Annotated in this window: 12 protein-coding genes; 6 read left to right on the forward strand and 6 right to left on the reverse strand. The window is 57.3% G+C overall.

Features of this window, described 5'->3' with window-relative positions:
• Nucleotides 1-5 precede the first annotated feature (5 nt).
• From GVJ63_RS09045 to GVJ63_RS09055, 3 genes are all read right to left on the reverse strand, one after another.
• A complete protein-coding gene (locus tag GVJ63_RS09045) occupies nt 6-902 on the reverse strand; it encodes a LysR family transcriptional regulator (protein WP_159226728.1) in 897 nt (298 codons plus the stop codon).
• A 170-nt stretch (nt 903-1,072) separates the two neighbouring features.
• Nucleotides 1,073-1,441, reverse strand: a complete 369-nt coding sequence (locus GVJ63_RS09050) for a helix-turn-helix domain-containing protein (protein ID WP_009092546.1) — start codon at nt 1,439-1,441, stop codon at nt 1,073-1,075.
• A gap of 241 nt (nt 1,442-1,682) precedes the next feature.
• Entirely contained in the window at nt 1,683-1,949 is a 267-nt protein-coding gene (locus tag GVJ63_RS09055) for a hypothetical protein (protein WP_010252074.1), read from the reverse strand.
• 671 nt (nt 1,950-2,620) lie between these two features.
• Here GVJ63_RS09055 and GVJ63_RS09060 point away from each other — a divergent pair.
• The 3 genes from GVJ63_RS09060 to GVJ63_RS09070 all read left to right on the forward strand — a co-directional run bounded on the left by GVJ63_RS09060 (nt 2,621) and on the right by GVJ63_RS09070 (nt 5,778).
• Nucleotides 2,621-3,280 carry a response regulator gene (locus GVJ63_RS09060; RefSeq protein WP_010252086.1) on the forward strand — a complete coding sequence of 220 codons (660 nt, stop codon included), beginning with the start codon at nt 2,621-2,623 and terminating at the stop codon, nt 3,278-3,280.
• Nucleotides 3,277-4,632 (forward strand): HAMP domain-containing sensor histidine kinase, encoded by a 1,356-nt coding sequence (locus GVJ63_RS09065; RefSeq protein WP_159226729.1) that lies wholly within the window; start codon nt 3,277-3,279, stop codon nt 4,630-4,632. The genes GVJ63_RS09060 and GVJ63_RS09065 overlap by 4 nt, the downstream gene beginning before the upstream one ends.
• Nucleotides 4,633-4,911: 279 nt before the next feature.
• Nucleotides 4,912-5,778 (forward strand): nucleoside-specific channel-forming protein Tsx, encoded by an 867-nt coding sequence (locus GVJ63_RS09070; RefSeq protein WP_010252090.1) that lies wholly within the window; start codon nt 4,912-4,914, stop codon nt 5,776-5,778.
• A 96-nt stretch (nt 5,779-5,874) separates the two neighbouring features.
• Here the strand turns inward: GVJ63_RS09070 and yjdN are convergent, their stop codons facing one another.
• Complete coding sequence (yjdN, locus tag GVJ63_RS09075; RefSeq protein ID WP_010252091.1) at nt 5,875-6,312, reverse strand: VOC family metalloprotein YjdN; 438 nt, start codon at nt 6,310-6,312, stop codon at nt 5,875-5,877.
• 75 nt (nt 6,313-6,387) lie between these two features.
• On the reverse strand, nt 6,388-7,284 hold the full coding sequence (locus GVJ63_RS09080; protein WP_010252093.1) for a LysR family transcriptional regulator: 897 nt from the start codon (nt 7,282-7,284) through the stop codon (nt 6,388-6,390).
• Nucleotides 7,285-7,398: 114 nt separating this feature from the next.
• On the opposite strand from GVJ63_RS09080, the gene GVJ63_RS09085 reads away from it, so the two are divergent.
• The 3 genes from GVJ63_RS09085 to abgT all read left to right on the forward strand — a co-directional run bounded on the left by GVJ63_RS09085 (nt 7,399) and on the right by abgT (nt 11,830).
• Nucleotides 7,399-8,712 carry a M20 family metallo-hydrolase gene (locus GVJ63_RS09085; protein ID WP_064690598.1) on the forward strand — a complete coding sequence of 438 codons (1,314 nt, stop codon included), beginning with the start codon at nt 7,399-7,401 and terminating at the stop codon, nt 8,710-8,712.
• Entirely contained in the window at nt 8,709-10,151 is a 1,443-nt protein-coding gene (locus tag GVJ63_RS09090) for a M20 family metallopeptidase (protein WP_159226730.1), read from the forward strand. Before GVJ63_RS09085 ends, GVJ63_RS09090 begins: the two co-directional genes overlap by 4 nt.
• 161 nt (nt 10,152-10,312) lie before the next feature.
• On the forward strand, nt 10,313-11,830 hold the full coding sequence (gene abgT / locus GVJ63_RS09095) for a p-aminobenzoyl-glutamate transporter (RefSeq protein WP_010252101.1): 1,518 nt from the start codon (nt 10,313-10,315) through the stop codon (nt 11,828-11,830).
• Between the two features lie 76 nt (nt 11,831-11,906).
• Here abgT and nadS read toward each other — a convergent pair whose 3' ends face one another.
• A complete protein-coding gene (gene nadS / locus GVJ63_RS09100; protein WP_022625237.1) occupies nt 11,907-12,191 on the reverse strand; it encodes a NadS family protein in 285 nt (94 codons plus the stop codon).
• Between the last annotated feature and the right edge of the window lie 26 nt (nt 12,192-12,217).

Consider the following 12,217-nt stretch of genomic DNA (forward strand, 5'->3'; position numbering starts at 1 on the left):
AACAATCAGCCTGTATTCAGCGCCGCAACCAGGGCATCGCACAGCAGCGTCACGGGCGACGCCGGTTCAGGCGTATCGTGCAGCAGCAGATAGCTTTGCAGACGATCCATCTGCCACTCCGGCAGCAGTTGCTGAATATCACCGCGCGCCATCGCCTCCTGGGCCATGTAGGAGGGCAGATAGGCGATGCCGCTCCCCGCCAGTGCCGCATTGAGCAGCGCCATACTGTTATTGGCGCGAAAACGGCTGCGTACATCCAGTGCCAGCCGCTGTTTATCACGGCGAAACGGCAGTGCGGCGGTGTGCGCCGGACCATGAAACAGCAGCAGGTCGTGGCGTGGCAGCATCTCAGGATGCGTGATAGCGGGTCGCTGCGCCAGGTAGGCGGGCGCGGCATAGAGCCCCCACTCGATTTCGCTGAGTACCCGAAAATTGCCCTGCTGTGGCGATCGGGATCGGATCACAATCGCCAGATCCGCCTGATCATCCAGCCGATCGTGACTGCGATCGGTCAGATCAAGATCGACATTGATATGCAGATGCCGACGCAGAAAGCGATTAAGAACAGGGACTATGCACTGGCAGCCGAACGTGACGGGTGCCTGCAGCCTGACATGGCCGGCGGGCTGCTGATGCACCTGCTGCACAAAGGCTTCGGCGCGCTGCACTTCGGCCAGCATCCGCACACAGTAGGGATAGTACGCCTGGCCCAGCTCGGTCAGCGCCAGCCGCCGGGTGGTGCGTTGCAGCAGCCGGATACCGAGCCGCAGCTCCAGACGGGCGATCTCCCGGCTGACATGGGATTTGGACAAGCCGAGTGCGCGTGCCGCCTCACTGAAACTCTGTAATTCCACAACCCGTGCAAATACCAACATGGCGGTTAAATTCGCGCCGTTTTCCATGTTTCCCGACTCCGACAGTAAAGGGATGCTGGCAACAAACTAACACGTTCGGGCGGGGTCACTGTGGCTGATGGGTAAAAAAAGGCGAGGCGAAGAACAAGTGGAGAGAAGCGCAAAGCGCGGGCCGACCTTCCCGTCCGCAGGCTGTGACGGGAAGGTCTTATCAGGCATCAGCTGGCCATCGCCAGAGGGAATAGCAGCCGATCCGGCTCGACGCGACGCTGACGGCGCAACTGGCCAGGCGTCACCATAAAGTAGTTTTTAAACGTGCGGGTATAGGCCTGCTGGGTATCAAAGCCATAGTTCATCGCCACCTGCAGTATCGCTTCGTTGCTGCTCAGCAACGTGAGCGCAGACTCGGTTAAACGGCGCTGACGGATATATTCTGCCAGTGAAAAGCCGGTATGCTGGCGAAACAGCCGTTGCAGATGCCAGCGCGAATAGCCCGAGCGGCGCGCCACCTCATCCAGATGCAGATCGTGTCCTAAGTTGTTCTCAATCCAGTCCAGCAAACTCCGAATAAACTCGCGCTGATTCATGGTTCCTCCTGTTGATGCTGATGTGCAGTGGAGCCACTCTACCTGCTAAAATTTATCCCTTAATTAGCAGAAAATTAGCGCAGAATTAGCAACGGCGGAAACGGAGGCGGAATCGCGCGGCCAGCGGGGCTTTAGTGTGAAAGTTCGAGAAGGGATTGCTGCTGAAAAAAGGCAGAAGATAAAAACGCTGAGTCAGACAAATTTATTTCTGCATCATAAGTGACAGGGGCATTCAGCCCTGTCAGGCGTCAACATGTTTGAGATATCGCTGATATTCCTGAGCCAGAAAATCAACGCCTTCCTTTCGGGTGACATAATCAACATCAATTGAGGTTATGGATGTTACATCAGGCTGATCAGGATAAAGATGCAGGTAGGTCAGATACCAGTACATAACAGCCTGACCGCCTACAGTAATAACCGGTGACGGAAGTTGTCCGGCGTTATCAATAAGATAACGGTTAAGTTTAAGGATCTGTTCTTCTGGAGGAATAGCGTGCAATGTCATAAAAAAAGCCCACCTGTATGATGAGCTTATTTTACTACCTGGCTGATTTCAGCACGGCGTGACATCAGAAAAATGCGAGGCTGCGTCCACTTTTTGCAGGCACAATACCCTGAGGACGTTTTTCAAGCACGCGGCCTGGAGCCTGACCATTTCGGACGGCTTCAACACGCTCCTGATACTCGCGCTGATGTCTGATTTTTGCTTCCTGGGCTGACATACTATTCACCGCTGAAATGTCTGGCATTAATCTGTTGCTCAAATATACGTCACCCCATTTACGCTTGCAATCGCTGGCATCTCAATGGATATGGATGGGGACATCAGGCCACCTGACTCCTCCATAAAATACCGGTGACGGCGGTCCGCGAAATAATTCGTGCTGTGGCAAGGCGGCAACTGCGTGAGTCCCCAGGAGCTGACATAAGTCAGTGACTGGGGTGAGCAAAAGCAGCCAACGCCGCCACAGTGCGAAGTATGACGGCAGAAGTCCGCCAAAATAATCCGTGCTGTGGCAAGGCGGCAACTGCGCGAGTCCCCAGGAGCTGACATAAGTCAGTGACTGGGGTGAGCAAAAGCAGCCAACACCGCCACAGTGCGAAGTATGACGGCGGATAATTCTGGCCTAACAATTGGTGAGTAAACTCCCCTCATCTTTCTGAAGGAGATCAGCCATGCGCGTGTTACTGGTTGAAGATGATGAAATGATCGGCGCGAACCTGCAGCAGGCACTGGAGGGCGCGGGCTGGTCGGTGGACTGGGTGCGTGATGGCATCTATGCCCAGAATGCCTGGAGCGAAGGCGGCTACAGCTGCGTGCTGCTCGATCTCGGCTTACCGCGCGATGATGGCCTGCAGGTACTGCGCCGGGCGCGCGGGCGCGGCGACGCCACGCCGGTGCTGATTCTTACCGCACGCGACACGGTGGCGCAGCGGATTCAGGGACTCGACAGCGGCGCTGACGACTACCTGCTTAAACCGTTCGATTTACAGGAAGTCATGGCCCGGATGCGCGCGATTACCCGACGCAGCCACGGCGCAGCAGACTCAGTGCTGGGCAGCGGCGATGTGCAGCTGGATATGATGACCCGCGAAGTGCTCTACAAAGGACAGCGCGAGCAGCTTACGGCGCGCGAATATGCCCTGCTCTACGCCCTGCTGGAGCGGCCAGGCGCTATTCTGTCGCGCGAGCAGCTGGAAAATCGCATCTATGGCTGGGGCGATGAAGTCAGCAGCAACGCGGTGGATGTCCTGATCCACGGGATGCGCCGCAAGCTGGATAACGACGTGATCCGCAACGTGCGCGGGCTGGGCTGGCGGGTACCGGCAATATGAAACCCTTCACCTTTATGCGTTCATTACGCAACAAATTACTCTCTACGCTGCTGATTATTCATCTGCTGATGATCGGCGGCGTCACCTGGTATTTCTTCAGCTGCTACGGCGATATGGTCGGCACCATGAAGGACGATCAGCTGGCAAAAATCGCTGATGCCTGGTCCACTAATAAACAGATGCCCGCCCTGATGCCGATGCTTATTGCGCCTGACAAGGCGAAGAGCGCCTTTGTGGTGCAACTGTGGGACGATCGGGGTCAGTTACGGGCCAGCTCATGGCCGGAGCTGCAGGCTCCGCTGCAAAATCAACGGGGCTATCGCGACGTGCATGTGGGTCAGTGCGACGACTGCGAATGGCGCATCTATACCCGGCCCGGCTTACCTGGCAGCGAGATAAAAACTATCCAGGTGATGCACAACCTCAGCTACATGAAGGCATTGATGGTCAAGCGGGCGCTGTCAGCGATCATTCCGTTGATCCTGATGATGCCGCTTTCACTGCTGGTGATCTGGCTGGTGGTGCGCAAGATCACCCGGGATCTGCAGGTCGTTTCGCGTCAGATTGCCGCGCAGGAGACGCATCATCCGCACAATGTCTCACCCGAAGGCTTGCCGGATGAGATCCTGCCGCTGGTGGCCGCCTACAACTCGCTGCTGAGTAAGCTGCGTGAGGCCTGGTCGTCGCAGCGTCAGTTCCTGGAAGATGCGGCGCATGAGCTGCGCACGCCGGTAACGGCGGTGACCTTGCAGCTGGAAAATCTGCGTCAGCACATCCAGCCAGGCGAAGCGAGCCGACAGTTCAGCCAGCTGGAAGCGGGCGTCACACGCACCCGTCATCTGGTCACGCAGTTACTCAATGTCTCGCGTCAGGATGACCAGAGCGTGGTCGCCAGCGTCGAGCATATCGAACTGGACGATCTGCTGAAAGAGAGCATTGAGCAGCTGATGGTAGTGGCAGATAAACGCGGCATTGATATCGGCTTTAATGGCTCCACGCAGTATCGTCTGCAGGCCAGCCGTTCCGAGCTGCGCAGCCTGTTCGACAATCTGATTGGTAACGCCATGTTGCACACGCCGGAGGGCAGCCTGGTCGATGTGCTGCTGCATCGGGTCGCAGGTAAAACAGTGGTCGATATTGTCGATAACGGGCCAGGCATGCCGGAATCCTTTATCGAACGCGCGTTTGACCGTTTTACCCGTTCGCCTGACGTTAAAGCCCAGGGCAGCGGACTGGGATTATCCATTGTGCGCAACGTCGCACAGAAGCATCAGATTCACGTCGCCCTTTCCAATTGCCTGACGCCACAGGGTGCCATTTGTGGTTTGCAGGTTCGCGTCACCCTTCCCTGATCCCGCCCGTTTGATCACGAACCAGACAACGTAAACGGTTGCCTGGTTCCGTTCGATCCTGGTCATTATTGTGAAGTGCATCACATTTTAGCTGAATTGTAATGCAACACTTTTTGACAAACGTGAGCAAAATCTATTTTCTATCGATCTGTTACAGGCACGCTACGCGGGCTGAAGAACTGGCTGTTATTTGCTGTGAAACCCTCATTCCCATCAAGGGACCGATTTCTCTCTGACTGCGTCTGCTGTGCGGCGGTCAAAAGCATGTGGCTGATAATAATGAAATTTAAAACGTTGATAGCAGGTGCCGTGCTGGCATGTTCATTGAGTGGCGCTGCGCAGGCCGCTGAAAGCGATCCGCAGTATGTCTCCGACTGGTGGCATCAGAGCGTTAACGTGGTAGGCAGCTACCACACCCGTTTCGGACCGCAGTTTAACAACGACGTTTATCTGGAATATGAAGCGTTTGCGAAAAAGGACTGGTTCGATTTTTATGGCTACCTCGACCTGACCAACTTCTTCGGCGCAGGCAACAGCAACGCCAACGGCATTTTTGATCACGGTTCACCGATGTTTATGGAGATTGAGCCGCGCTTCTCTATCGACAAACTGACCGGCACCAGCCTGGCGTTTGGTCCGTTCAAAGAGTGGTATTTCGCTAACAACTACATCTACGACATGGGCCGCAACAGCGATAGCCGCCAGAACACCTGGTATATGGGTCTGGGCACCGATATCGATACGCACAGCGATGTCGGCCTGTCGCTGAACGTCTACGCCAAATATCAGTGGGAAAACTACGGTGCGGCGAATGAAAACAGCTGGGATGGCTATCGCTTCAAGGTGAAATACTTTGTGCCAATCACCACGCTGTGGGGCGGTAATCTGGGCTATGTGGGCTTCACCAACTTCGACTGGGGTTCCGATCTCCGCGATAAAGGCGGTTCATCACGCACCAGCAACTCAATCGCCTCCAGTCACATTCTGTCACTGGGTTACGATCACTGGCACTTCTCTGCGGTGGCGCGTTACTTCCACAACGGCGGACAGTGGGCGGATGGTCAGGAACTGAACTTCGGCAACGGGCCGTTTGAAGTGAAATCGACTGGCTGGGGTTACTACCTGGTGGCGGGTTATAACTTCTGATTACGTGCGGCGGCCTGAATAGCGCCGCCGCGCATTAATCCGGGCAGTTGCCATTAATTAATACGGCGCCGCAAATTACGACGCCGGCTGGCCCGATTATTCCTGCGGCTTCTCGACGTTGATGCGCCATGGAATGTTGAACTTATCAATGAACATCGCGAATCCGTTCGACCAGAACGTCTCCTGCCACTCAGTTGTCACCTTACCGCCTGCCGACAGTTTCTCAAACCAGGCTTTACCCTTTTCGACATCGGTAGTTGAGAGACTGACCGCGTAACCGGCATGCTCAGACGCTGGCGGCTGATCGGTGTTGCCATCGCTCAGCATCAGCTCACCGTCACCAATACGCAGCTGGGCATGCATGATCTTTTCTGGCGGCTGCGGCGCGGCAGACTGATCGCCGACCTGCTCACCCTGATCCGGCATATCACCGAATTTCATTTTAGAGAGCAACTCTCCCCCGGTCGCCTGCAGGTAAAAGTCGATAGCCTCTTCGCAACGGCCATAGAGAAACAGATAAGGACTGACTTGCATCGTAACCTCTATATTTGTCGGGTGGATTTTTTTCAGTACCTTAACAGTGTAGACGATCGACTTTACTCGCTGATTTTACTGGCAATAACGGCGAAAGAGTTGTGCCATATAACTGCTCATTGGGGTCAGCGTCGTGTCTTTGCGCTGGATCAGATAGAAGATCGCTTTCGGCAGGGGTTCGTCGAGCGTCAGCGCCACCAGCGACCGACCCAGAATCGGGTCGTCAATGACGTCGACCGACAGAATACTGATGAAATCGCTTTGCGCGACCAGGCTGGTGCAGGCCATAAAGGTTTCACAGGTCACCACAATTTTCGGGGCCATGCCGCGCTCGCCAAACAGATCGTGCAACAAGCGGTAGTAACTGCCTTTAGGCGTTGGCATCGTCCAGTCCGCCTGCTGTAACTCCGCCAGAGAACGCGCCTTTTCCAGCGGATGGCCTTTGCGCACCACCACCTTGTACTCGCGCTCCATCATCCGCTCATACATCAGCTCCTGATCGAGATGGCTCTGATCGTAGGTATTAATGGTGAAATCGAGCGCGCCCTGGCGCAGTTCATGCACCATCGACACCAGCTGGCCTTCGACGATGCGCACCTTCACCAGCGGGTATTCGCGATGAAACTGGTTAATCACCTGCGGCATAATGGTGCGCGCCACGCTGCCACCGACGCCGATATTCACCTGACCGCCACCCAGTCCCAGCCGCTGCTGGATATCCTCTTCGGCGACCCGCAGTTCTGCCAGCACCAGGCTGGCATGCCGAAAAAAGTTATCACCGATATCGGTTAACACCACGCCCTGCTGACGGCGGATAAACAGCTTTGCCCCCAGCTCGCGCTCCAGTTCCTGAATCGCTTTGGTTAACGCCGGTTGTGACAGCCCGGAAAGACGGCTTGCCGCCCGGATACTGCCCTGTCGCGCCACGTCAACGAAGGCGCGCAGCTGATGGAGCTTGAGATTGGCAGACATAATTTTGCGATAACCGTTGTTTATCAGTCACAAGATATTCGCATCTTATGCCGGTCAATACCATTGTGTAGATTCGGAACAGTGCATAAAAAATCAACAACGAGGAGAGAGCCGATGAAACCCCTTTCAGACCACGTCAGCGCCCGGCTGCCACAGCTGCAACAGTGGCGTCGCGACTTCCATCACTATGCCGAATCGGGCTGGCTGGAGTTCCGTACCGCCACCTTAGTTGCTGAAGAGCTGCATAAGCTCGGTTATCAACTGAAGCTGGGCCGTGAGGTCATCGACGCCGACGCGCGGATGGGCTTGCCCGACGAGGCGGTGCTGAAGCAGCAGGAAGCGCGCGCGCTGCAACAGGGCGCGCTGCCGCAGTGGATCAGCCACTTCTCCGGCGGATTCTGCGGCATCGTGGCAACGCTCGAGACCGGCCGTCCTGGCCCGGTGATGGGCTTCCGCGTCGATATGGATGCCCTGGATCTCAACGAGAGCCAGGCTGACGATCATCTGCCGCAGCGTGAAGGGTTCGTCTCCTGCAACGCAGGCATGATGCACGCCTGCGGGCATGACGGCCACACCACCATCGGGCTGGGTCTTGCCTCGGTGCTGATGGCGATGAAAGATCAGCTCAGCGGTACGATTAAACTGATCTTCCAGCCCGCCGAAGAGGGTGTGCGTGGCGCAAAAGCGATGGTGGCGGCGGGCGTGGTCGATGACGTTGATCGCTTCACCGCCATTCATATCGGCACCGGCGTGCCGGCAGGCGAAGTGGTGTGCGGCAGCGACAGCTTCCTCGCCACTACCAAGCTGGATGTTCACTTTACCGGCGTCGGTGCCCATGCGGGCGGTCGTCCTGAAGAGGGGCGCAATGCCCTGCTGGCCGCCGCACAGGCAACGCTGGCGCTGCATGGTTTAACCCAGCACAGCGGCGGCGTGGCACGGGTCAACGTGGGCGTGCTGCAGGCGGGAACCGGCCGCAACGTGGTAGCCGACTGCGCCCTGCTGAAAGTCGAAACCCGTGGCGTGACCAATCAGGTCAACGACGACATCTATCAGCAGGCGCTGCGGGTGATTGCCGGTGCGGCGGCGATGTATGGCGTTGAGCAGCAGGTCTCGCTGATGGGGGCCGCGCGCAGCTGTACCCCGACGCAGCCATGGGTTGATTTCATCCATCAGCAGGCGGACGCGCTCGGTATCTTCAACTCCGTGGTCGATCGTAAAGCGCAGGCGGCGGGTTCGGAAGATGCGACCTACATGATGGAACGGGTAAAGCAGCGCGGCGGTCAGGCCTCTTACGTCATTTTTGGCTGTGAGCTGGCGGCGGGTCACCACAATGCGAAATTCGACTTTGATGAGCGGGTGATGCCGGACGCCATCACGCTGCTGGCGACGCTGGCGCTGAACCAGGCGCAGTATGGGGGCTCACGATGATGGAAGACTTTATTGCCGACTATATCGCTCGTCATCAGCTTCGTTTCAGCACGCTCAGTGACGCCATCTGGGACACACCGGAGACCCGCTTTGCTGAAACCCGCTCGTCAGCCCTGCTTTCTGATGCGCTGGCAGAAGAGGGATTCAGAGTGGAACGCGGCGTGGGTGGCATCGATACAGCGTTTATCGCCAGTGCGGGCAGCGGCAAGCCGGTGATTGCCATCCTTGGCGAGTTCGATGCGCTGGCGGGCCTGAGTCAGCAGGCGGGCTGCGCCCGGCCACAACCGCTGGAAGCCAACGGCAACGGACACGGCTGCGGTCACAACCTGCTCGGCACGGCAGGTGTTGCGGCGGCCTGCGCCGTGAAAGCCTGGATGGAACAGCATCACACGGGCGGCACGGTTCGCTTTTACGGCTGCCCTGGCGAAGAAGGCGGTTCGGGCAAGACTTTTATGGTGCGCGAAGGGCTGTTTGACGACGTTGATGCCGCCGTGACCTGGCATCCGGAGGGGTTCAGCGGCATGTTCAATCTGCGCACCCTCGCCAATATTCAGGCGGCGTTCAGTTTCAAAGGGGTTGCGGCGCACGCGGCCAATTCTCCCCATCTGGGCCGAAGCGCCCTGGATGCCGTCACGCTGATGAATACCGGGGCCAATTTTCTGCGCGAGCATATTGTTCAGGAGGCACGTCTGCACTACGCCATCACCAACAGCGGCGGTGTATCGCCAAACGTGGTGCAGGCGGATGCGGAGGTGCTCTACCTGATCCGCGCCCCGGAACTGCCACAGGCGCAGGCGATTTATGAACGGGTGATCAATATCGCCAGGGGTGCAGCACTGATGACCGACACCACGCTGACCGTACGTTTTGACAAAGCCTGCTCGGATTACGTCCCGAATCGCGCGCTGGAAGCGGTCATGGAGCGTTATTTGCATCAGTTTGGTTTGCCCGACTACAGCGACGAAGAACGCGCGTTTGCGGCTGAACTGCGTGCCACGCTCACTGATGACGATCTGCGCAATGCCCGGCTCAATGCCGCCCGAACCGGTGGTGAAGCCGGTCACGCCTGGGCTGAACAACTGGGTGACAAGCTGTTTATGGATGAGGTCGCGCCCTATGCGGTCACACGTGATCTGCTTTATGGCTCCACCGACGTCGGCGATGTCAGCTGGGTGACGCCGACTGCACAGTGTTTTGCGCCCTGCTTTACTTTCGGCACGCCGCTGCACACCTGGCAACTGGTGGCGCAGGGACGCACCAGTATCGGGCATAAGGGGATGTTTCTGGCGGGCAAAGTGATGGCGGCCACGGTGTTAACGCTGTTAACGGATCGGCAGGCGCTGGCTGGCTGCCGGGCCGAGTTTGATCGGGTACGCGCCGCGCAGCCCTATAACTGCCCGATCCCGGCGGGGATCACACCAACAAAACTGGCCGAATGAGCCAACGGCCGTGTCTCTGACACGGACCACTATAAAAAAATATTGCAAACACTTCCCTGATTCAGCGGTGCCGGAACTGAACTCACCGCCTGTCGCACAACGCGACCGGCGTCAGGCCTTGCTACCGCCGATAAAAGGGACACAAGACGAGAACCAATACCATGGAAGCAACATCCGAGAACCGCAGTCCTGGCCGGCTCTTCAGCTGGATCGAGCGCGTGGGGAATAAAGTCCCCAACCCGTTTTTACTGTTTGTCTATCTGATCGTGGTGCTGATGGTGGCGACTGCCATTATCAGCGCGCTGGATCTGGCGGTGAAGAACCCGAGCAACGGCGAAATCGTGCGGGTGAATAACCTGCTGAGCGTCGCAGGCATTCAGTGGATCCTGCCAAATATCATCAAAAACTTCAGCAGCTTTACCCCGCTGGGATCGATTCTGGCACTGGTGATTGGTGCCGGACTGGCGGAAAAGGTCGGCCTGCTCCAGTCGCTGATGGTGAAGATGGCGTCACGCGTCAGCCGCCGTTATGCCAGCTACATGGTGCTGTTTATCGCCTTTTTCAGCCATATCTCCTCGGATGCCGCGCTGGTAGTGATGCCGCCGCTGGGCGCACTGATCTTTCTGGCGGTGGGCCGTCATCCGGTGGCGGGCCTGCTGGCCGCCATTGCCGGTGTGGCCTCCGGCTTTACCGCCAACCTGCTGATTGTCACCACCGATGTGCTGCTCTCGGGCATCAGCACTGAAGCGGCTAAAGCGGTCAGCGACACGGTGCATGTCAGCGTCATCGATAACTGGTTCTTTATGGCCACGTCGGTGATTGTGCTGACGATTGTGGGCGCGCTGCTGACCGATAAATTTGTCGAGCCGCGACTGCCAAAGTGGCAGGGCAACGGCGAGAAGCTGGCGGCGCTGACGCCGCTTGAAAACCGCGGTCTGCGGGCTGCCGGGATCGCCGCGCTGCTGTTTATCGCCCTGATGGCGCTGCTGGTGGTGCCGGAAAATGCACCGCTGCGCAATCCCGCCACCGGCGCCATTATTCCCTCGCCTTTTATTCAGGGCATCGTGCCAATCATCATTCTGTTTTTCTTTGTAGTGGCGATTGCTTATGGCGTGGTCACCCGACAGATCCGCCGTCCGGATGATATTCCGCAGCTGCTGGTCGATCCGATGAAGGGCATGGCGGGTTTTATCGTGATGGTGTTTCCGCTGTCGCAGTTCGTGGCGTTCTTCAACTGGAGCAACATGGGAAAATTCATGGCGATCGGGCTGACCGATGTGCTGGAGAGCGCAGGCGTCAGCGGCGCGCCCGCTTTTCTCGGCCTGATGTTCCTGTCGGCGTTTCTCTGCATGTTTATCGCCAGCGGCTCAGCCATCTGGTCGATTCTGGCGCCGGTCTTTGTGCCGATGTTTATGCTGCTCGGCTTCCATCCCGCCTTTGCCCAGATGATTTTCCGCATCGCCGACTCCGCCGTGCTGCCACTGGCACCGATGTCGCCGTTTCTGCCGCTGTTTCTCGCCTTTTTGCAGCGTTACCAGAAAGATGCGCAGCTCGGCACCTATTACGTGCTGATCTTCCCCTATCCGCTGGTGTTCTTTATCAGCTGGATAGCGCTGCTGCTGGTGTGGTATCTGCTGGGTCTGCCGATCGGGCCAGGCGTCTGGCCGAAACTGCCTTAAAGCACAGTGCCACCGATGAATGTTTCATCGGTGGCACGTTTTATTTTTTGTTAAACGGCGTGCAGGGAACAACGGCTCATTGCGCCGCCAGCTCCTTAAAAAATTCCGGGTTTTTCTGGATAGTTACCAGTACTTTAGCTGCCAGCCCGGTCGGGTTACGCCGTCCGGCTTCCCAGCTCTTTATGGTATCGAGGCTGGTTCCCAATGCCGTCGCCATCTCACTCTGTGAGACGTTAAGCTGTGCCCGGATAGCCTTCACGTCGGCAACCGCGTAACGGGTAACACGACCGGGCTCCCTGATACCGTTTTTGATCTCCACAGCCTCTTCCAGCGATGCTTTCAGCTCGTCAAAAAAACTCACGTTACACCTCATCTTTCAGTAATTGT

This window comes from Pantoea sp. 18059 (genome assembly GCF_902706165.1).
In the GTDB taxonomy this organism is placed as follows: Bacteria; Pseudomonadota; Gammaproteobacteria; order Enterobacterales; family Enterobacteriaceae; genus Pantoea; species Pantoea agglomerans.

Excerpts from the sequence above, each read along its gene's own strand:
- GVJ63_RS09045 (WP_159226728.1), bottom strand. The coding sequence starts at position 902 with ATGGAAAACGGCGCGAATTTAACCGCCATGTTGGTATTTGCACGGGTT.
- GVJ63_RS09050 (WP_009092546.1), bottom strand. The coding sequence starts at position 1,441 with ATGAATCAGCGCGAGTTTATTCGGAGTTTGCTGGACTGGATTGAGAAC.
- GVJ63_RS09055 (WP_010252074.1), bottom strand. The coding sequence starts at position 1,949 with ATGACATTGCACGCTATTCCTCCAGAAGAACAGATCCTTAAACTTAAC.
- GVJ63_RS09060 (WP_010252086.1), top strand. The coding sequence starts at position 2,621 with ATGCGCGTGTTACTGGTTGAAGATGATGAAATGATCGGCGCGAACCTG.
- GVJ63_RS09065 (WP_159226729.1), top strand. The coding sequence starts at position 3,277 with ATGAAACCCTTCACCTTTATGCGTTCATTACGCAACAAATTACTCTCT.
- GVJ63_RS09070 (WP_010252090.1), top strand. The coding sequence starts at position 4,912 with ATGAAATTTAAAACGTTGATAGCAGGTGCCGTGCTGGCATGTTCATTG.
- yjdN (WP_010252091.1), bottom strand. The coding sequence starts at position 6,312 with ATGCAAGTCAGTCCTTATCTGTTTCTCTATGGCCGTTGCGAAGAGGCT.
- GVJ63_RS09080 (WP_010252093.1), bottom strand. The coding sequence starts at position 7,284 with ATGTCTGCCAATCTCAAGCTCCATCAGCTGCGCGCCTTCGTTGACGTG.
- GVJ63_RS09085 (WP_064690598.1), top strand. The coding sequence starts at position 7,399 with ATGAAACCCCTTTCAGACCACGTCAGCGCCCGGCTGCCACAGCTGCAA.
- GVJ63_RS09090 (WP_159226730.1), top strand. The coding sequence starts at position 8,709 with ATGATGGAAGACTTTATTGCCGACTATATCGCTCGTCATCAGCTTCGT.
- abgT (WP_010252101.1), top strand. The coding sequence starts at position 10,313 with ATGGAAGCAACATCCGAGAACCGCAGTCCTGGCCGGCTCTTCAGCTGG.